The 17,434-nt window shown below is 70.3% G+C and carries 17 protein-coding genes and 2 pseudogenes; 7 read left to right on the top strand and 12 right to left on the bottom strand.

Annotated features, from left to right (window positions below; translation table 11 throughout):
- Positions 1–24: 24 nt before the first annotated feature.
- The 4 genes from KGQ19_RS30310 to KGQ19_RS30295 form a co-directional block, all read right to left on the bottom strand.
- Positions 25–1,206, bottom strand: a complete 1,182-nt coding sequence (locus KGQ19_RS30310; RefSeq protein ID WP_230419688.1) for a family 2 encapsulin nanocompartment cargo protein terpene cyclase — start codon at positions 1,204–1,206, stop codon at positions 25–27.
- Between the two features lie 74 nt (positions 1,207–1,280).
- Entirely contained in the window at positions 1,281–2,129 is an 849-nt protein-coding gene (locus KGQ19_RS30305; RefSeq protein WP_212015304.1) for a geranyl diphosphate 2-C-methyltransferase, read from the bottom strand.
- 67 nt (positions 2,130–2,196) lie between these two features.
- Complete coding sequence (locus KGQ19_RS30300) at positions 2,197–3,387, bottom strand: isoprenoid biosynthesis enzyme family protein (protein WP_212015296.1); 1,191 nt, start codon at positions 3,385–3,387, stop codon at positions 2,197–2,199.
- A gap of 62 nt (positions 3,388–3,449) precedes the next feature.
- Positions 3,450–4,886 (bottom strand): family 2B encapsulin nanocompartment shell protein, encoded by a 1,437-nt coding sequence (locus tag KGQ19_RS30295; protein ID WP_212015294.1) that lies wholly within the window; start codon positions 4,884–4,886, stop codon positions 3,450–3,452.
- Positions 4,887–5,291: 405 nt separating this feature from the next.
- Between KGQ19_RS30295 and KGQ19_RS30290 the strand changes: the two genes are divergently transcribed.
- The gene (locus KGQ19_RS30290; RefSeq protein WP_212015292.1) at positions 5,292–5,705 is read left to right on the top strand and encodes a peptidoglycan-binding domain-containing protein; all 414 of its coding nucleotides are present in this window, start codon (positions 5,292–5,294) and stop codon (positions 5,703–5,705) included.
- A gap of 134 nt (positions 5,706–5,839) precedes the next feature.
- Here KGQ19_RS30290 and KGQ19_RS30285 read toward each other — a convergent pair whose 3' ends face one another.
- Positions 5,840–6,409, bottom strand: a complete 570-nt coding sequence (locus KGQ19_RS30285) for a MarR family winged helix-turn-helix transcriptional regulator (RefSeq protein ID WP_230419687.1) — start codon at positions 6,407–6,409, stop codon at positions 5,840–5,842.
- Positions 6,410–6,509: 100 nt separating this feature from the next.
- On the opposite strand from KGQ19_RS30285, the gene KGQ19_RS30280 reads away from it, so the two are divergent.
- Positions 6,510–7,901: an MFS transporter gene (locus KGQ19_RS30280; RefSeq protein ID WP_212015290.1), complete on the top strand. Its 1,392-nt coding sequence runs from the start codon at positions 6,510–6,512 to the stop codon at positions 7,899–7,901.
- An 850-nt stretch (positions 7,902–8,751) separates the two neighbouring features.
- Entirely contained in the window at positions 8,752–9,480 is a 729-nt protein-coding gene (locus KGQ19_RS30275) for a DinB family protein (protein WP_438801883.1), read from the top strand.
- Positions 9,481–9,654: 174 nt separating this feature from the next.
- Here the strand turns inward: KGQ19_RS30275 and KGQ19_RS30270 are convergent, their stop codons facing one another.
- A complete protein-coding gene (locus tag KGQ19_RS30270; RefSeq protein ID WP_212015286.1) occupies positions 9,655–10,593 on the bottom strand; it encodes a LysR family transcriptional regulator in 939 nt (312 codons plus the stop codon).
- A 135-nt stretch (positions 10,594–10,728) separates the two neighbouring features.
- Here KGQ19_RS30270 and KGQ19_RS30265 point away from each other — a divergent pair, with 135 nt between their 5' ends.
- Positions 10,729–11,661, top strand: a complete 933-nt coding sequence (locus KGQ19_RS30265; protein WP_212015284.1) for an NAD-dependent epimerase/dehydratase family protein — start codon at positions 10,729–10,731, stop codon at positions 11,659–11,661.
- Positions 11,662–11,741: 80 nt separating this feature from the next.
- On the opposite strand, the pseudogene KGQ19_RS53005 reads toward KGQ19_RS30265, so the two are convergent.
- The 5 genes and pseudogenes from KGQ19_RS53005 to KGQ19_RS30245 form a co-directional block, all read right to left on the bottom strand.
- Positions 11,742–11,832 (bottom strand): annotated as a pseudogene (locus KGQ19_RS53005) (alpha/beta hydrolase); the annotation flags it as partial.
- Positions 11,833–11,866: 34 nt separating this feature from the next.
- A complete protein-coding gene (locus KGQ19_RS30260; protein WP_212015282.1) occupies positions 11,867–12,178 on the bottom strand; it encodes a DUF1048 domain-containing protein in 312 nt (103 codons plus the stop codon).
- Between the two features lies 1 nt (position 12,179).
- Positions 12,180–12,536 carry a DUF1048 domain-containing protein gene (locus tag KGQ19_RS30255; RefSeq protein WP_212015280.1) on the bottom strand — a complete coding sequence of 119 codons (357 nt, stop codon included), beginning with the start codon at positions 12,534–12,536 and terminating at the stop codon, positions 12,180–12,182.
- Positions 12,533–12,874, bottom strand: coding sequence for a PadR family transcriptional regulator (locus tag KGQ19_RS30250; protein WP_212015278.1), 342 nt, complete (start codon positions 12,872–12,874; stop codon positions 12,533–12,535). Before KGQ19_RS30250 ends, KGQ19_RS30255 begins: the two co-directional genes overlap by 4 nt.
- Positions 12,875–13,083: 209 nt before the next feature.
- Positions 13,084–13,482, bottom strand: a complete 399-nt coding sequence (locus KGQ19_RS30245; protein ID WP_212015276.1) for a hypothetical protein — start codon at positions 13,480–13,482, stop codon at positions 13,084–13,086.
- A 311-nt stretch (positions 13,483–13,793) separates the two neighbouring features.
- Here KGQ19_RS30245 and KGQ19_RS52135 point away from each other — a divergent pair, with 311 nt between their 5' ends.
- A complete protein-coding gene (locus KGQ19_RS52135; protein WP_212015274.1) occupies positions 13,794–14,855 on the top strand; it encodes a tyrosine-type recombinase/integrase in 1,062 nt (353 codons plus the stop codon).
- A 135-nt stretch (positions 14,856–14,990) separates the two neighbouring features.
- Here KGQ19_RS52135 and KGQ19_RS30235 read toward each other — a convergent pair whose 3' ends face one another.
- Positions 14,991–16,205 carry an acyl-CoA dehydrogenase family protein gene (locus tag KGQ19_RS30235; protein ID WP_212015272.1) on the bottom strand — a complete coding sequence of 405 codons (1,215 nt, stop codon included), beginning with the start codon at positions 16,203–16,205 and terminating at the stop codon, positions 14,991–14,993.
- Between the two features lie 183 nt (positions 16,206–16,388).
- On the opposite strand from KGQ19_RS30235, the gene KGQ19_RS30230 reads away from it, so the two are divergent.
- Both KGQ19_RS30230 and KGQ19_RS30225 read left to right on the top strand, forming a co-directional pair.
- Positions 16,389–17,024: a TetR family transcriptional regulator gene (locus KGQ19_RS30230; protein WP_212015263.1), complete on the top strand. Its 636-nt coding sequence runs from the start codon at positions 16,389–16,391 to the stop codon at positions 17,022–17,024.
- A gap of 167 nt (positions 17,025–17,191) precedes the next feature.
- Positions 17,192–17,434 (top strand): annotated as a pseudogene (locus KGQ19_RS30225) (hypothetical protein); the annotation flags it as partial.

Raw genomic sequence — 17,434 nt, 5'->3', positions numbered from 1 at the left:
TTCACCGCGTCACTTGTACCGCCGTCACTTGTACCGCGACGAACTGTCGTGCCACTCCAAACACCCGCCCATCCACGCCCGGGCCCCCAGCACGAACCGCTGCAGCTCCGGCGAAGGCACCGCCGCCAACGCCGACCGCGTCTGTTCGAACCCGCGCACGATGTCGTTGTGCAGCGCCACCACCTCCTCGGTGGCCTCGGCGATCGAGCAGTCCCGTTCGGCGGCCAGCAGCAGCACCAGGTTGCAGTCCGGGTCCTCCCCGGCCTCCCGCGCCGCCGAGGCCAGATCGTTCACCAGCACCGAGGCGGTGCCGGCCTGCATCAGGGCCCGGTGGAACAGCGGGTCGGCGAACAGCTCCGAGGGCAGCTCATACCCGCCGACGACATCGATGAGGATCATCGAGGTGTAGAAGCTGTCATGCTGGCGCGCCGCCAGATACCGCCACGCCTCCGGGGTGGTACCGGCGTGCCGCCAGGCGTTGTAGGCGTTCCACGACACGTACATCTGGTGCGTGGTGTGCCGGACCCGCATCACCTGCGCCGCCGAGGCGTGCCGGGTGACGTGCGCCAGCGCCGAGCGCAGCGACACCAGTACCGCGTCGGACACCACCGCCTCGGCCAGCGGCGCGCTGAACTCACCGGCCGGCGGCGGCGGGTCCATCGCCGCCGACACCATCACCAGCCGCCCCGGCAGCGCCTCGGCGACCGCACCCAACTCGGTCTCGTCGGCGTAGTAGTCGTCCGAGGCCCACCACGCCGCGTTCATCTGCGCCGACACCAGCAGCAGATCCGGATCGTCGCACTCCGGATGCGCCAGGGTGATCAGGCGGCCGAACCCGGTCTTGGCGAACTCCTCCAGATGCCCGGCGTGCAGCCCGATCTGCTCGGCCCAGGCCACCAGCCGGTCGTTGACCTCGGTGGCCAACGCCTCGTCCAGCCGGGACGGCGCCGGGCAGTACAGGGGGGAGTGGGAGCCGTCACCCCAGGGCCGCAGCGGGATCGGCGCCGGGGCCAGCCGCTCGGGGTGCTGCGGCGGACGCAGCGGCGTCTCCGGGCCCGGATCCACATCGGCGCTGTGCCAGTGCCCGGATGCGGCCTCCGGTCCGCCCTCCCACGGCGGCCTCGCCGGCGGCGGCCCGGACAGCGCGGCCAGGCCCGGCAGCAGCGCCGCGGCACTCGGAGCGTCGGCGGTCAGGGTCATGCTCATCTCCCCGCGTCCTTCAACGATGGCGGCCGCCGGGTGCGACGGCCGCCGGGTATGCCTCAGACCTTCGCCGGCTCTCAGACCTTGTCGGCGGCGATCATCAGGTAGTGGAAGCTGCCCTCCTTGTACGCGGTCAGGAACGCCTCCTCGATCCCGGTGGTCACGTTCGACTTCGCCCGCAGCTCCCAGTAGGGGATCGTCGCCGCCGTCAGATCCACCACCGAGATCGGCACCAGCCCGTTCGCCACCATCGCCGCGAAGTACGCCGAGCGCGGATGGATGTCGCAGATGTAGTGCGCGTTGATCTGGCTCACCGACCGCGACGGCAGCGCCCCGTAGGCGTCGTTGTAGCAGCCGGTGATGGTGACGTACCGGCCGCCCGGCGCCAAGGAGCGGGCGTGCTCGGCGAACAACGTCTTCAAGTCCACATACATCGTGGACTCGTTGTTCCAGATCGCCTGGAACGTGCCGTCGGCGAACCCGTTGTCCAGCATGTTCCGCAGGTGGTAGTTCACCTTCCCGCCCAGGCCCATCTGCTCGGCCCGGCCGTTGGCGAAGTCCACCTGCTTACCGGAGATCGACAACCCGTCCACCCGGCACCCGAACCGCAACGAGGCCATCAACGACGTGCCGCCCCGGCCGGAACCGGCGTCCAGCAGCCGCTGCTCGGCGGCGACCGGACCCAGCTGGTCCAGCAGGAAATCCGCCTGCGCCGTCTCCAACCGGTGCATCTCGGCGATCATCCGCGCCTCGCGGTCGTCGGCCGGCGCCTCCAACACCGACCAGTCGACGTCCCCGATCCCGTAGTGGTGATGATAGATCCCGTCCACCTCGCCTAAGCGGATGTTCACCGGGTTCTTCTCCCGGTCCCAATAGTCGGCGACAGACTCCTGATAGCGGCTGGTCACAGCGGACTGCGAACCCATGGCGAAACCACCCTTCGTAAAGGTACTGCGAGGTCAGGCTGCGTCTTCGGGAAGGATCAGAGTTGGGTCAGGACACGGCGTGCCAGGTACGGTGCCCGCCCAGCCACGTCCACAGCCCGCCCAGATACCGGCGGGTCGCCGGATCGGCGGAGGCGGCCAGGTGGGTGGCGTGGTGCTGGAACGCCCGCATCGCCTCGTCGTGGATCTCGGCGGCGCGGCGGCCCGCGGCGCCCGGGCCCAGACCGTCGGTGTCGGCGATGGCCGCGGTCAGGCCGGACGGCGCCGGGTCGGCGATGTCGTGCAGCAGCGCCGCGGCGAACGCCGCCAGCCGCTGCGCGCGCCGCAGCTCCGGATCGGCCGACGCCGACGGCGACAGTTCGTACCCGTCGACCGCGTCCAGCGCCGCCAGGGCCGGGCTGTAGGCGTTGATGTGCCCCAGGGACAGGTACTCCCAGGGCGGGCGGGCCCCGCCGCGGCCCGGCGCCGCCGACGACAACGCCTGGCATTCGCGGCGTACCCGCTCCACCTGGTACGGCGAGGCAGGCAGCGCGCTCAGACCCGCCATCGCCGACAGCAGCGCCGGGTTCGCGATCCCGGCGCGCGCCGGGTCGGCTTTCGCCGGGAGTGCGGCGTCGGGTAGGGCGCAGCCGTCGTAGACCTCGGCGATGGCCTGGTCCAGGGCCTGCGCGAGCGCGGACGCCGAGGCTCCGTGACCGGCTGTCTGGGCTGCCTGGGCTGCCTGGACGGTCTCGGCGGTCTCGGGGCTGGCCGCGGCCGCGGTGGCTATGGCAGCCGCGGCCGCTGTCGCCGTCGACGCCGACGCCGCTACCCCGGACCCGGCGCCGGTATCTGTGCTTGTCGCCGCGGTGCCGGGCTCCGGCGCGCGCTGCACCAAGTCCCCGACGTCGGCGCCCAGCGCCCCGCCGGCCAGGAGCCGCCCGACCGCCAACAGCCGGGCCGCGACCGTCAACCGTCCGACGTCGTCGGTGTCCGGATGCGCCAGCACCACCAGCCGCCCGAGCCCGGCGGCCGGGCCCGGGGCCAGACCGACCCCGGACCCCCAGTCGTCCAGGCGCTCCTGTACCGCCGCCGCCAGTGCTGGATCATCACGCACTGCCGGCGGACAGTACAGCGCCTCGGTGACCCTGGCCGGGCGGCCGGCGCGCGCCAGTCCCGCCGCGGCCATGCCCAGCTGTGAGCCGCCGAGCCTACTGCTGCCAAGCCCGGTGCTGCCCGGCACCAGCCCGATCATCGCCATAGATGTTTCCCCTCGCCCCTGTTCGGTGCCGCTCAGTGCCGTTCAGTGCCGCTCGGTGCCGCTCAGCCCCGTGGTGTCGCCACGTCGACGTTCTCCAGGATCCCGATGGCGTCCGGTACCAGCACCGCCACCGAGTAGTAGGCGGTGACCAGGTACCGGATGATCGCCTTGTCGGTGATCCCCATGAACCGCACGTTCAGCGACGGCTCGTACTCGTCCGGGATGCCGGTCTGCCGCAGCCCGACCACGCCCTGCTGGGCCTCGCCGAGCCGCATCGCCACGATCGAGGAGGTGTGGCCGTCCTCGACGCCGATCTTGCCGCAGGGGAAGATCGGGACGCCGCGCCAGGCCGGGACGGCGTGCCCGTCGACCATCACCGGGTCCGGATACAGCCCGCGTTTGGTGCACTCGCGGCCGAACGCGGAGATCGCCTTGGGGTGCGCCAGGAACATGTGGGTGCTGCGGCGCATCGCCAGCAGATCGTCCATGTCGTCCGGGGTCGGCGGCCCGGACCAGGTGCTGATCCGCTGGTCGTACTCGGTGTTGTGCAGCAGCCCGAAGTCCCGGTTGTTCAGCAGCTCCCACTCCTGCCGCTCCCGGATCTCCTCGATGGTCAGCCGCAGCTGCTCCTTGACCTGATCCATCGGGTCGTTGAAGAGGTCGGCGACCCGGGAGTGGACCCGCAGGATCGTCTGGGTCAGCGACAGCTGGTATTCGCGCGGCGCGAGTTCGTAGTCCACGTACGTGCCGGCGAGTTCGAACTCGCCTTCGTGGCCGGCGCTGATCTCGACGACCGCCTCGCCCTTGGAGTTCACCTTCTTGCCGGTGCGGGCCACGTAGGCGTCGATGTGTTCGCGCAGATGCGGGTTGGCGTCGCGGGTGCGCTGGAAGTCAGCCATCTGCAACACCATCAGCGTGCCGGAGGTCGCGGCCTTCAACGTCGCGCCCCACAGCGGATCGGGCTGCAGCAGCACCTCATCGCCCATGTGCGCGCCGTCGGTCAGCACCCCCAGCAGCGTCGGCTCCCCGTAGGCGCCGATCGTGGTGCGCTCCACCCGGCCGTGCGCCAGGATGAACACCTCGTCCACCGGGTGCCCGGCCTCAGCGATGACGTCGCCGCCCCGGATGTCCCGCGGCGTGAACAGCCCCGCCAGCTGCGTCAGCAGCGCGTCGTCGGCGAAGCCGCGGATCACCGGGATCTCCCGCAGCGTCTCCGGCACGATCCGGATGTCGTCGGCGCCGCTCTGCACGAACGCCACCCGCCCGCGGCCCACCGACAGGTTCAGCCGCCGGTTCACCCGGTACGTGCCGCCGGAGACCTCCTCCCACGGCAGCCGCCGCAGCAGCCAGCGGGAGGTGATGCCGCGCATCTGCGGCGCGGACTTGGTCGTGGTGGCCAGATTACGGGCCGCGGCGGTACTCAGCGACAGCGGCGTGTCCGCGGTGGTCGGAACGTCGTCGGCCGCTTCCTCGGCGGTGCGGTCCGGGGTGATCGTCATGTGCCGGGTCCTCCTTGCCTTCCTTGCCGGCGCCAGCCGAAAGGGCTCCCTTGTCAGGTAAGGCGAACCAAAGGCGGCGCGCCAGAACGCGACGCCATGGCGGATGACGCGCGCCGCTGGCGCGGGAATTCCCGAACGGATGGGTTTGGGCGAAAGTCCCGCGGCGGTGGCGTTCACGCCACGGGCGACTTGGGATTTCGGCACGATTCAGCCAGCTGTCGGCCGGCCGTCAGTCGGCCTGTCGGCCTGTCGGCCAGCCATCAACCGATGCCCGGTACCCAATGCCCAGCACCCGATGCCCGATGCCCGATGCCACGCGAGTGCCACGACCATCGCACCCCGATGCCACGGCCGCCCGGCAGGGTCGGGACCGACAGCGTCCTCCCGGGGAAGGGAAACACCACCATGGCAGATCGCACGTCCGCCCAGCCACTGCGCCGCCGCCTCGCGGCGCTCGTCGTCGGCGTCCTGGCCGTCGGCGGCACCACGCTGGCGTCCAGCATGCCGGCCCACGCCGAGGACATCGGCTTCTGTTCGCACACGAACGCCCAGCCGGAGCTGTCCGTCGGCAGCCAGGGTGTCGCGGTGCAGCAGGCCCAGTGCGAGCTCGACTACGCCTACGCATACGGGCACTCCACCAACTACGGCCAGGGCTCGTATGGCGGCCTGGCCATGGACGGCGATTTCGGGCAGAACACCGAGGCCGCGACCAAGAACTTCCAGATCCACTGCATGGGCGTCAGCAACCCGGACGGCCTCATCGGCCCGAACACCTGGAACGCGCTCAACGAGCAGATCAACACCGGTTTCTACTGCTGAGACCGGTAGTTCCGCACCCAGTAGTTCCGCACCCAGTAGTTCCGCATCCGGTAGTGCCGAACCCGGTCCCGGCGGTGACGCCCCCCGGGCGCGACCGCCGGGGCCCGTGTCTGCGGCCGTATCTGCGGCCGGGCCTATGCCGTCGGACCTGTGCTGCCAGGGCTCGTATCCGCGGGGCGTGCGGTGCCCGCGGGCCCTGAATCCGCGGCGGCCAGCTCCTCCGCGCGCAGCAACATCTTCTTCAGCAGGGCATTGACCCGGTCCCGCTCACGCTCGTCCAGCGCGCCCACGATCTGGCGCTCGGCGACGTCCTGGAACCGCATCGCGGCCAGCCACTTGGCGTGCCCGTGCTCGGTCAGCTCCACATCCACCCGGCGCCGATCAGCCGTGCCGCGGATCCGCCGCACCAGCCCGGCCTGCTCCAGCGCGTCCAGCCGGCCGGTCATGCCGGCGGGGGAGAGCAGCAAGTCCGCGGCCAGCTCCGACGGGGTGGCGCGGTGGCCGTCGCGTACCGCGAGCCGGTGCAGAGTCTGGAACTCGAAGTCGGCCAGGCCCACCTCGGCGTGCATGCGGCGCTTGCTGTTGGCCACGTGCTTGGCGAGCATCTGCAGCCGGGTGACGACCGCCTCGACCGTCTCGTCGTAGGGGGCCTTGCCGCGCCAGCGGGCCAGGTGACGGTCGACGGAGTCCTCCAGGGGGGCCATGGCAGCCAGTATGGGCCGACGCCGAGGTACTTCGCCAGCGGAAGGTTCAGCACCATGTATTTCGTTGACGAATGATTCGCTGGCGAAATAACCTGCCGGGGTGACAAGCTCCTCGCCTTCCCCCAGCGACGGTGCCCCCGCCGGTGCCGCCTCGGGCAGTACCACTTCCCACGGGACCGCCCCCGGTGACGTCACCGACGCCACCACCGTCGTCGGCGTGCACAGACTCGTGCTCGGCCGCACCGCCGCCGCACTGGCCACCGCCCTGATCCCCACCACCCTCACCCTGGCCGTCGTCCACACCGGCACCGCCTCCGGCGCCCTCGGCGCGATCCTGGCCGCCGAATTCGTCCCCATGCTGCTCCTGCTACCGGTCGCCGGCGTGTTCGCCGACCGCTTCCCGGCCCGCCGCGTCATCCTCGCCGCCGACCTGACGCGCGCCGCAGCCCAAGGCGGCATCGGCGCCACCCTGCTCACCACCGGCGTGAACGTGCCGGCCCTCGCCGCACTGGCCGCCGTCACCGGAGGCGCCGTCGCCTTCGGCACACCCGCGGTACGGACCCTGGTGTCGGCCACGGTGTCCGGGCCGCAACGGCAACAACTTAACGCGCGGCTGTCGGTGTGGCAGGGACTGGCACAGTTCGCCGGACCCGGCATCGCCGGAACACTGATGCTCGGCATCGGGGCCGGATGGTCCTCGCTGCTCACCGCGGCGCTGTTCGTCGGATCGGCGCTGACGCTCGGCGGGCTCACGTCACCCAGGCCTGTCGTGGGTACAGGCAACGGAGCCGGCACCGGCACCGGCGGCGGCGACGCTCGGCGCGCGCCGTTCCGCCAGGACCTGCGCGCCGGCTGGGCCGAGACCCGACGCCACCCGTGGTTCATCGCGAACGTCATCGGCCACGGCATCTGGAACATGACCGCAGGCGTACTGCTCACCCTCGGACCGGTCATCATGATGCGCCACCACGGCGGCGGCACAGCCTGGGTCATCACCCTGCAATCCGGCACCGTCGGCCTACTCGCCGGAGTCTGGACCGCCGGACGACTCCGCCTGCGCAGGCCCCTCATAGCCGTCGCACTCGGAGCATCCGCCTACGCCCTGCCACTCGCGGCGCTCGCCGCCGGCGCACCACTGCCGGTGCTCCTGGCCTCCTACACGGCCGGCATGTTCGGACTGGGCATCCTGGACCCACTGTGGGAAACCACGATCCAGCAACGCATACCCGCCGAAGCCCTCGGACGCGTCGGCTCCTTCGACACCCTGATCTCCTTCGCCGCCCGACCACTCGGCCTGGCCCTCGCCGCCCCGGCCGCAGCCGCCCTCGGCATGACCCTGCCGCTGGCCGTCTCCGCCGTCCTCGTGGGCGGCGCCAACCTCGCGGTGCTGGCGATACCAGCGGTCCGGGAACACCCCGAGCCGGACCCGCTCCACACCCCGGCACCGCCGGCCGCAGCCGAGGCTGTGGGAGCAGTCGGAGCCGCCGGATGATCGATCACGGATGGCTCGCGGATGACGGATGGCGCGATAGCAATACGGCCCCGGCCGAACCGCCGGAGTCGCCCCCGGCGGTGGCCGCTGCGCCGCCGCATGGCCAACCGCCTAGCCGTAGCAGCGGGGGAGTAGCCGCGCTCGACAACGCGTACTGTGGATGTGGAGCGGAGGAGCCACCGAGGACGACCCGGGGGAGAGTCGCCCATACGTTCGGTGTGGTAAATGCTGGAGATGTTCCGGTCGGCGGCGACGTTTCCCTGATTTCCCTGATTTGCCAGCGGTAGTGCCGAACTCGGCACATCAGGACGCGTAATCAGCATTACACGACAGGGCTTTGGGTCGGCTCAAGAGCGGCTGCGGCGAGTGGAAGCAAGCGAGATGACTGACTCTCTCCGCAAGCACGCACGCGAGGCACGCAAGCACACGCGCCAGGCGGCGGTCTCTGCCAACCGCGCATGCCGACGAATGCTCGGCGCGCGCCGCCGCACGTGATCGATCAGCCTCCGCGGCTCGTACGAACGATCTAGCCGAAACGATCTAGCCTGAGGCGCTCTGTAGGACGGTTTCTCCTGGATGGCAGGCATCTGGACGCGCCGCCCGTCGCACAGAATCCCGCACAGCGAACCCCAGCAAACAGCACCACCGACAGCCCCGACCCCGCCCTCTCACGGATGCCCGATAATGTACATTATGTAAAGCTGACTGGGGCCTGGCTGCTGGCTGGGCTGCTTTTCGCTGTCAGTTCTCATCCGGGTCCATACCAGCGGTCCGGGAACACCCCGAGCCGGACCCGCTGGAAGAGGCCAAATCAAGCCGGGAGGCTGACTTGTCGGTGCTCGGACCTAGTATGCGGAGCATGACGCGGTATATCGACGAGGATCTGCACGGTGCGGAGTTCCGCGAGTGCGATCTGACCGGGGCACGGCTGATCGGCGTGGTCATGCAGGATGCCGTGATCGACGGGCTCATCACCAACCTCGTCGTGAACGGTGTCGAGGTCACCGGGTACGTCGAGGCAGAGCTCGACCGGCGTCATCCCGTGCGGGTGCTGATCCGCTCCGAGGACCCTGCCGACCTGCGCGGGGCAGCGCGTCGGCTCCATGCCGGCTGGACCGCCACGATCGAGCGAATCCGGCGTACGCCCGGCATCGAGCGCCGCAGCATGAACGACGAGTGGTCGGCGGTGCAGACGATGCGCCACCTGGTCTTCGTCCACGACTCGTGGTTCCGCCGCTGCTGCCTGGGCTCGACGGAGCTGTTCACGCCGATGGGCATCGGGACGACCGTCGAGCCCTACCGTGGAGCGCACGGGCTTGACCTCTCGCTCGATCCGGCCCTCGACGAGATCGTGCGCGTGCGTGACGCACAGGCCGCCGAGCTCGAGGCCTGGCTCGACGAGGCCACCGCACCGGCGCTCGCAGCGCGGGCGCCGGTGCCCGACGACGATGTCTGGCCGCCGTACGCCCGGGGTCGCTCGGTGCGGCAGTGCCTCGGCACGGTGCTCAACGAGACCTTCGAGCACCACGGCTTCTGCGTCCGCGACCTCGACCTGATCGAGGCACAGGACGCTGAGTAGGGCCGGCTACGGACTCAGCATCGTGCGAGTGCGGGCATCGCCACCCATCCACGACCTGCGCGAGATCTGGGTAGACGGTCGATCGGGGCATCTTGCCTGAGACGAGCCCACCGCACCGCAGATGAGGGCACAGATACCTGAGACAGGCGGAAGATCGAACATCTCATTTTCACCTCAGGAGGAATGCGGTGCCTTGGCGGGCGCCGGGTCTCCCCCTGCGAGCTGAGTTCGCACGTCGCGAGGCACACGCACGCCGTGGCTGCGCATATCGGCGATGAACCGCGCGGCGAGTGGGTCGGGCGTGGCGGGGGTGACGGCCACCAGCTGCCTGACCCAGCGTGGCGAGAACGAGCGGACCGCGCCTGGGAAGCCGGCACTGATCGCGCTCACCGGGCATACCGCGACGCCCAGGCCGGATGCCGCGAGGTGCGGGGCGGCGACAGTCACCGCTGTCCTCATCACGGGCTCCGGACGGACTCCGGCCTTCGTGAGGGAACGGTCAAGCCATGTGCTGAGGCCGTTTTCCGGGGCGAAGTGAACGAGTCGCGCGCCGTCGAGGTCCCCTAGCCGTACGACAGGCTGCCGGGCGATGACGTGGTCCGTCGGCGCGGCCAGAACGATCTCCTCGTCGGCGACCGGGGTGGCCGTGAAGCGGTCGGGCACGGGCGCGGGCATCAGCACGACGTCGACTTCGTCGGCATCGATGAAGCCGTGAAGCTCTTCTGCCGACGTGGATTCACGCAGTGTGATCGTCACTTCGGGGTGACGGTGGTGCCACACGCGAACGACTGGGGCGAGCACGGACACCAGGCTCTGCGCGCAGGCCAGCCTCAGCGATCCCTGAGTCGCCTCGCCAACGGCGCGGGCCGCCCGGACCGCGGAGGCGGCGGCCTCGATCGCGCGTCGGGCATCGGCGAGTGCGGCACGTCCGGCGGGAGTGAGCTTGACTCCCCTGGGTTCGCGGCGAAGCAGAGCCGTTCCCGTCTCGCGCTCCAGCGCGGCGAGTTGGTGAGAGACGGCAGGCTGCGAGGAGTGCAGCAGCCTTGCGGCCTGGGTGACCGACCCGGAGTCCGCGACCGCGACAAGGCACTCCAGCGCCCGAAGTGACGTCATGCATGAATTTTATCGCAGGCCCTCGAAGTATGAATATTTTCGAGGGAATGGTCCGGGATCCCAGGCGGCTCCACGGGAGTGAGACCTTCTCGCCGGAGGCAAGCGAGGAGGCCGGTCTCGACAAAGGAGAGTTTCATGGCACAGGCATTCGTCACGGGCGGCTCGGGGTTCATCGGCCAAGTGCTGGTTCGTCGGCTTCTCGGAGAGGGGCATACAGTCCGAGCCCTGGTGCGGAGCGCAGAGTCGGCGGCCAAGGTGTCAGCGCTGGGCGCCGAACCCGTACGGGGCGAGCTGACCGACCCGTCCACGTGGCGGGATGCGGTGCGGGGCAGCGAAGTGGTGTTCCATCTCGCTGCCGAAACCGATATCGCCGCCGACCGTGCGCGTCAGGAGCTTGTGACGGTTCGCGGCACCCAGGCAGCGATCGACGCCGCCCGCTATGCCGAGGTCCCCCGGTTCGTCCACTGCGGAACCGAAGCGGTCCTGCTCGCCGGCGATCCGCTGGTGGACGTCGACGAGACCGCGCCGCTGCGGCCGGACTCAGAAGGCGTCTACTGCGCGGTCAAGGCCGTTGCCGAGAAGATCGTGCTCGACGCGAACGCGCCGGACTTCGCCACGGTGTCGATCCGCCCGAGGATGGTCTGGGGTCCCGACAGCATCCTCATCGACATGCTGGTCGACTTGGCGAAGGCGGGACAGTTCGCCTGGATCGAGGGCGGTCGGCACACCACTGACATCACGTTCGTCGACAACTGCGTCGAGGGCCTCATGCTCGGATGGCAGCGCGGCCGGCCAGGCCAGGCCTACTTCATCACCGACCAGCACCGCGTCACCTTCCGCGACTTCTGGGAGACCATGTTCGAGATCCACGGCGTCGACAAGCCGACCACGGAACTGGACGCCGAGACCGCCGCCCGTACCATCCCCGTACCCGCTCGATGGTTCCTCGGGCAGACATGCACCCTGCGGACCGACAAGGCCGCAGCCGAACTCGGGTACAAGCCTGTTGTCTCGCATGCCGCCGCTCTGAACGCTGTCAGGAACGCGGCGCCCGCCGGCAGAGCCTGAATCCTCCGGATCAGCGCGTGAACGGCGCGAGTCGCCGTTCACGCGGTCGTGCTTAAGTCGGCCAGGACCCGACGCCATTACCGCTGCGTGGCGAACTGGCCGATACACCACCGGGATCCCGGAGCCGCCGGTGTCGGTGACCGCAAGCGCCGTGTCCTCCACCGGCACCATGCCGGCCCACCCCGGCCGCTCCGGCCGCCCCGAATCAGCTATCGCCACTGATCGACTCCTGATACTCCTCCGCATACGTCCGCGAGTCCTTGATCAAGCCGTCGGCGAACGCCGCGACGTCACTGCCGATCAGCTCCAGCACCCCCTTGCCCTCGGCGACGCCCTCCTCGAAGAAGTCGACGATCCCCGGCAGCAGTTCCCCCTCGGTCAGGCCGACTGGACCGACCTTGAACAGGTACTTCTGCATCTCCTTGTAGACGATCTGGTAGTCCGGCGGCAGCGCCTTGACCCGGGCCAGGTGCGCGCGCCACTGCTTCTTGCCCTCGATGATGTCCTGGATGCTCACGTCAGCCTCCCAGCCGGCTCAGTTCGCGGGCGACGTTCCGGTTCAGTTGCTCGCGCCACCGGTCGCGGTAGGTGGGGGCGTCCTCGCCGCCGGCGAGCGCCGTGCAGAAGCCGGGGATGTCCTCGCCGAGGACGTCGTGGATGCTCAGCCCCTCGGCTGCTGATTCCTCGAGCAGTCCCAGGGCGGCGTCGAGGATCGGCATCAGGTTGCGGCCGGTGAAGTCCGCGTAGGGGAACAGGCAGCCCTTCATCTGCGTCCAGGTGTCCCGGTAGTCCGGCGGCAGGGCGTCGGCTCGGGTTTCGAAGGCCTTCCATTGCCTGGTGAGGTCGTTGCCGGTGACGGTGTCCCAGAAGTTCATCTCCCGCCCTCCTTGAGCTTGTCGATGCGTAGCTGGTCGATGCGTGATGAGACGTACTGCCATTTCGTCCAGAACGCGGCGAGTTCGCCGCGTCCGGCGTCGTTGAGGGCGTAGAACTTGCGCGGCGGGCCGACCCCGGAGGGGCGCTTCGTCACCTGGACCAGTCCGTTGCGCTCCAGGCGCAGCAAGATGGTGTAGACCGTGCCCTCGATGACGTCGGTGAAGCCGAGTTCGTGCAGCCGGCGGGTGATGGCGTAGCCGTAGGTCTCCTCGCCGCTGATGATCTCCAGCACGCAGCCTTCGAGCGTGCCCTTCAACATCTCCGTCAGGTCGTCCATCGCGCTCCTCGTCAGCCCGGTACTCGGTAGTACTGAGTACCACTATACGGTATCACCGAGTAGTAGGCGATCCCACCCGCGAGCAGCGACGGAGCAACGGAGCAGTAGAGCGGTAGAGCGGCGCACGGCAAGCAATGCAAAACGGCTGGGCCCGCGACATGCGGGCCCAGCCGTTCTCGTCCTCCAAGCGATGCGTCCGGCTACACCGGCTACAGCCGATTCGCGTGCAGCGCGCCCCGGTAGCTCTTCGCCGCGGCAAGACCCTGATCGTCGATCCGGGCCACGATGTCGTTGGTCCCGTTCTTGCGCACCCGCACCTCCGTGAGGAGCCCCTCGCGGAACAGGACCGCCACGTTGAACCCCTCCGGGGTGTCGTCGTAGGACCAGTACTCCTCCGGGTCCAGCTTCGCCGGATCGATGACCGCGCCGGGCCCGGCGAACTCGGCCGCCACCTCGGCGGCGGTCTTCGTCTCGGTGGCCGGCCCGATCCGCTCGGCGACCTGGTCGGTGGACATGCCGGTGGTGAGCGTGAACACCGGGTGGTCGGCGTAGCTGGTCCGCTTGTCGGCTTGCTGCTCCTCGCCCGACTTCTTACCGAACAAGCCCATGACGCTCTCCTCCCCCGGCGGCGGCGTTCCGGGTGTGTATCCGCGCTGTCCGCGCCGCAGGTCAGCGGTGCGATGACACATCGTCCCACACCGGCGGCAGGGCGTGGCGGGGGCGGCCGGGCGGTCACCTCGGCGGGCTACGGCCGAAGTCGCGGCGGGGCCGGCGACGCTGCGGAGTCACCGCGGGGCCACCGCGGAGTCGACGGTGGTGCGGGGCCGTCGACGCCGCGGGTGCGCCGATTTCCCCGCGCCCCGGTGACTTCCGCACCGCCGTCGGCCCCACTGTCCCCGGCGTCTGCTTCCATAGGTCAGTGGCCGCCCCCAAACCGTTCACCCCGATCAGCGTCGCAGAAGCCGTACACCGCTACCGCGACACCCTGCACCTGCGCGTGGCCACCGGGGCGCTGTCCCCGGCCACCCGCGACGCCTACGCCCGGGACCTCACCGAGGCCGCGACGCTGCTGGGCCTGGACAAACCGCTGGACGACGTCGAGGCCGAAGACATCGAATACGCGCTCGTCCGTATCGCCAACGCCCCGGACCGCCGCTACACCCGCACCCGCAAATCCGGCCCCGGCGGCGAGGTCGCCGTCGGCCGCGGCCTGCAGGCCCGGGCCCGCTGGACCGCCGCGGTGCGGGGCCTGTTCGCCTGGGCCGCCGAACAGGGCTACATCCGCGCCGACCCGATGCCGCACGTGTCCCGGGTCCGCGTCCCCACCCGGGCCGTCGGCGCGCGCCTGGGCCTGACGGTGGAGCAGGCGCAGGCGTTGCAGGAGACGCCGCAGGCATCGGCCGCGACGAAGGAGTTGCGGGCCGATCAGCGGTTGACGTTCCGGGACGAGGTGATCCTGCGGCTGTTGACGGAGACCGGGCCGCGGGTGGCGGAGTTGTGTGCGGCGAACCTGGACGATGTGCGGCAGCACGAGCTGACCGGGATGCCGGTGCTGCGGATCCGCAGCGGCAAGGGTGGGCGCAGCCGGGATGTGCCGATGTCGGCGGCGCTGGTGGGGTTGCTCGGGGAGTATCAGCAGCATGAGCGGCCCGCTCCCCCGGCCTCTGACGCGCAGGCCGACCGGGCCGATGCGGCGCGCGCCCTGGTGGTGACGATCCGCGGGCGGCGGATGACGGCCCGTGATGTGCAGCGGATGGTGGAGCGGCGGGTGAAGCAGATGCCGGTGGAGCTGCGGCGGGCGGTGACGCCGCACGGGTTGCGGCACACGGCGGCGACGGTGTTGTTGCGGCAGGCCGGGGCGGATGTGGGGACGGTCGCGGACATCCTGGGGCACAGTGATGTGGGGACGACGTCGGTGTACCTGGATTCTTCGGCCTCCGCCGCGGCGGAGGCGTTGCGGCGTTCCCCGCTGGCGCAGTAGTGCACCAGCGGGGAAGGCGAGCGGCCGACGCGTGGCGTCGAGCACGTGCCGTCAGGTGCGAGCGGTTGAGCACGTGCCGTTTGGCGCGGGCGGTCGAGTGTGAGCCGTCGTGCCTGAGCGGTCGTGCCTGAGCGGTCAGCGGATGGCGGCGCCGGATATCGTCCGGGCGATGACCAGCCGCTGGATCTCCGAGGTGCCTTCGAAGATGGTGTAGATCGCGGAGTCGCGGTGCATCCGCTCCACCGGGTATTCGCGGGTGAAGCCGTTGCCGCCGAGGATCTGGATGGCGTCGGCGGTGACGCGCTTGCAGGTCTCGGAGGCGAACAGCTTGGACATGGAGCCTTCGGCGGACTCGAAGGGCTTGCTGTTGCGGGCCATCCAGGCCGCGCGCCACACCAGCAGGCGGGAGGCGTCCACGCCGGTCTTCATGTCGGCCAGGGTGAACGCGACGCCCTGGTTCTCCACGATCGGCTTGCCGAACTGCACGCGGGTCTTGGCGTAGTCCAGGGCGTACTCGTAGGCGGCGCGGGCGATGCCGACGGCCATGGCGCCGACCGCGGGGCGGGAGGCTTCGAAGGTGGCCATGGAGGCGTTGCCGCGGCTGGACTTGCCTTCGCGGGCGCGCGCCAGCCGGGCGTCCAGCTTCTCCTTGCCGCCGAGCAGGCAGGAGCCGGGGATGCGGCAGTCGTCCAGGACGACTTCGGCGGTGTGGGAGGCGCGGATGCCGTGCTTCTTGAACTTCTGGCCCTGGGCCAGGCCGGGGGTGTTCGGGGGGACGATGAAGGAGGCGTGGCCGCGGGTGCCCAGGGCCGGGTCGACGGTGGCGACGATGACGTGGACGTTGGCGATGCCGCCGTTGGTGGCCCAGGTCTTGGTGCCGTTCAGGACCCACTCGTCCTTGGCCTGGTCGTAGACGGCGCGGGTGCGCATGGCGCCGACGTCGGAGCCGGCGTCGGGCTCGGAGGAGCAGAACGCGCCGAGTTTGACGTCGTCGGGGGTGCCGAACATCTGCGGGACCCATTCGCCGACCTGGTCCGGGGTGCCGTTGGAGACCACCGACACCGCCGCCAGGCCGGTGCCGGACAGGGCCAGGCCGATGCCGGCGTCGCCCCAGAACATCTCCTCCATGGCGATCGGGATGCCGAGGCCGGATTCGTCGAACCACTGGTTGGCGTAGAAGTCGAGGGAGTACAGGCCGGCCTTGGCGGCCTCCTGCAGGATCGGCCAGGGCGTCTCCTCCCGCTCGTCCCATTCGGCGGCGGCGGGCCGGATGACGTCGGCGGCGAATCCGTGGATCCAGTCCCGCAGCTCGATCTGGTCCTCGGTCAGTTCCAGGGAGAACCCGGTCATCGTCTCGTTCACTGTCCTTCGGGTCTGTTGCGGAGGGCGCAGGGCTCGCACCCACGCTTACCGACGGGTAACCTCGGTCGCCGCTAGTGTGTTACCGGCGGTAACTTCTGTCAAGATGGCGGGCGGACAGCCGGACGGCCGGTTGCCTGCCAGCGCCCCACCGTGTTCGGAGGAAGGGACCAGATGGCGACGAAGGCAGCGGCACCCGCACCGGATTCCCCGCCGCCGGGCCGTCCGCAGGCGACCCGCCGCGGCCCGCGGACCCGGCAGGAGTTGCTGGACGCCGCCGAGCGGGTGGTGCTGCGCGACGGCCCCTCGGCGTCGATGAACGCGATCGCCACCGAGGCCGGCATCACCAAGCCGATCCTGTACCGGCACTTCGGCGACAAGGCCGGGCTGTACGTGGCGCTGGCCGACCGGCACATCGAGACGCTGCTGGCCCGGCTCCAGGAGGCACTGACCCGGCCGGCGACCCGGCAGGAACGTACCCGGGCCGCGATCGACGCCTGGCTGCGGCTGGTCGAGGGCAACCCGGCGCTGTACCGGTTCCTGGTGCACCGGGGCCAGGCCGAGGAGCCGGAGGTGCGCGACCGGGTGGCGATGTTCCAGCGCCGCCTGGGCAACGCGCTGGCCGTGGGGATCGCCGCGGAGCTGGATCTGCCCGAGGACCAGTGGCCGCGCGCGCAGGCCTGGGCGCACGGCATCGTCGGCATGGTGCAGGCCGCCGGCGACTGGTGGCTGGACGAGCAGCCGTTCGGCCGCGAAGACCTCACCCGGCACCTCACCGACCTCATCGACGGTGCGTACGCGCGGGCTTAAACACGCAGGTCGGCGTCAATGCGCGAATATTTTCTTCAGAAACTCTTCAGAGAACTCAACCCCGGCCGGATCTGAGGCGTCCCCATGACGTGAACGTTTCGGGTTCTGATCTTGACGAGTTTCCCCGCGCCGCCGACCTTCGCCGCGGCCGTGGTGTATCGCGCCGAATGCTCCTGGGCTTCGGCGGGATCACGTTGCTGGGCGCCTGTTCCTCCAACGGCGGCAACAAACCGGCCGCCGCCGGATCCACCCCGGCCGCCGATCCCAGATCGCGGCCGACCACCGGCGGGGCACCGTTCCCCGGCCAGAGCCCCAGTGGCGGCGACACCTCCACGGCCCCCGGCGACTCGCACACCAACACCGCCGAGCCCCCGGACAGCCCCCAGCCGCCCGGCGCGCAAGGCCAGGAC

It is taken from the genome of Catenulispora pinistramenti (assembly GCF_018274385.1).
GTDB lineage: Bacteria > Actinomycetota > Actinomycetes > Streptomycetales > Catenulisporaceae > Catenulispora > Catenulispora pinistramenti.
The sequence above is the reverse complement of the archived record's forward strand: the minus strand, read 5'-3'. Positions and strand labels throughout refer to the sequence as shown.

Bases quoted from the DNA above. Each gene is read 5' to 3' on its own strand.
- KGQ19_RS30235 (WP_212015272.1), bottom strand. From the start codon at position 16,205: ATGACCGGGTTCTCCCTGGAACTGACCGAGGACCAGATCGAGCTGCGG.
- KGQ19_RS30290 (WP_212015292.1), top strand. From the start codon at position 5,292: ATGGCAGATCGCACGTCCGCCCAGCCACTGCGCCGCCGCCTCGCGGCG.
- KGQ19_RS30255 (WP_212015280.1), bottom strand. From the start codon at position 12,536: ATGAACTTCTGGGACACCGTCACCGGCAACGACCTCACCAGGCAATGG.
- KGQ19_RS30265 (WP_212015284.1), top strand. From the start codon at position 10,729: ATGGCACAGGCATTCGTCACGGGCGGCTCGGGGTTCATCGGCCAAGTG.
- KGQ19_RS30300 (WP_212015296.1), bottom strand. From the start codon at position 3,387: ATGGCGATGATCGGGCTGGTGCCGGGCAGCACCGGGCTTGGCAGCAGT.
- KGQ19_RS30310 (WP_230419688.1), bottom strand. From the start codon at position 1,206: ATGAGCATGACCCTGACCGCCGACGCTCCGAGTGCCGCGGCGCTGCTG.
- KGQ19_RS30305 (WP_212015304.1), bottom strand. From the start codon at position 2,129: ATGGGTTCGCAGTCCGCTGTGACCAGCCGCTATCAGGAGTCTGTCGCC.
- KGQ19_RS30270 (WP_212015286.1), bottom strand. From the start codon at position 10,593: ATGACGTCACTTCGGGCGCTGGAGTGCCTTGTCGCGGTCGCGGACTCC.
- KGQ19_RS30295 (WP_212015294.1), bottom strand. From the start codon at position 4,886: ATGACGATCACCCCGGACCGCACCGCCGAGGAAGCGGCCGACGACGTT.
- KGQ19_RS30245 (WP_212015276.1), bottom strand. From the start codon at position 13,482: ATGGGCTTGTTCGGTAAGAAGTCGGGCGAGGAGCAGCAAGCCGACAAG.
- KGQ19_RS30285 (WP_230419687.1), bottom strand. From the start codon at position 6,409: ATGGCCCCCCTGGAGGACTCCGTCGACCGTCACCTGGCCCGCTGGCGC.
- KGQ19_RS30250 (WP_212015278.1), bottom strand. From the start codon at position 12,874: ATGGACGACCTGACGGAGATGTTGAAGGGCACGCTCGAAGGCTGCGTG.
- KGQ19_RS30230 (WP_212015263.1), top strand. From the start codon at position 16,389: ATGGCGACGAAGGCAGCGGCACCCGCACCGGATTCCCCGCCGCCGGGC.
- KGQ19_RS30275 (WP_438801883.1), top strand. From the start codon at position 8,752: ATGCGGAGCATGACGCGGTATATCGACGAGGATCTGCACGGTGCGGAG.